This window comes from Methylobacterium sp. D54C, assembly GCF_053345595.1.
The window spans coordinates 1-284 of sequence record NZ_JBKFAK010000255.1 but is presented as its reverse complement, the minus strand read 5'-3'; the positions used below and the strand labels follow the sequence as shown (position 1 = coordinate 284).

The following is a 284-nucleotide window of genomic DNA, read 5'->3' as shown; positions in this document are numbered from 1 at the left end:
GGAGCGGGCGCAGCCGCCCACATGAGCCGTCGTTCAGCCATAGGCGGCTGCAGGGTTTATGTCGGCTGGGGACCTCCAGCCCCTCGCGGCGCCAGATGCGCTGAACCCGGTCCTTGCCCACCTGCCAGCCGTCTGCTTGCAGCAGCGCGGTGACACGACGGTAGCCATGGCGCCCGTACTCGGAGGCCAGGGCAACGATGGCTCGGGTCTGGACTTGCTCCGCAAAAGTGGAGAGCTCTTTTCCTGAAGGAGGAGGGTTCCGATGGCAGACCGGAAGCAAACCT

General features: G+C 65.8%; 1 protein-coding gene. It reads right to left on the bottom strand.

What is annotated here, in order from left to right:
• Positions 1-284: IS3 family transposase (locus ACLBYB_RS33410; protein WP_447701448.1), on the bottom strand; the 284-nt coding region annotated here is incomplete at both ends.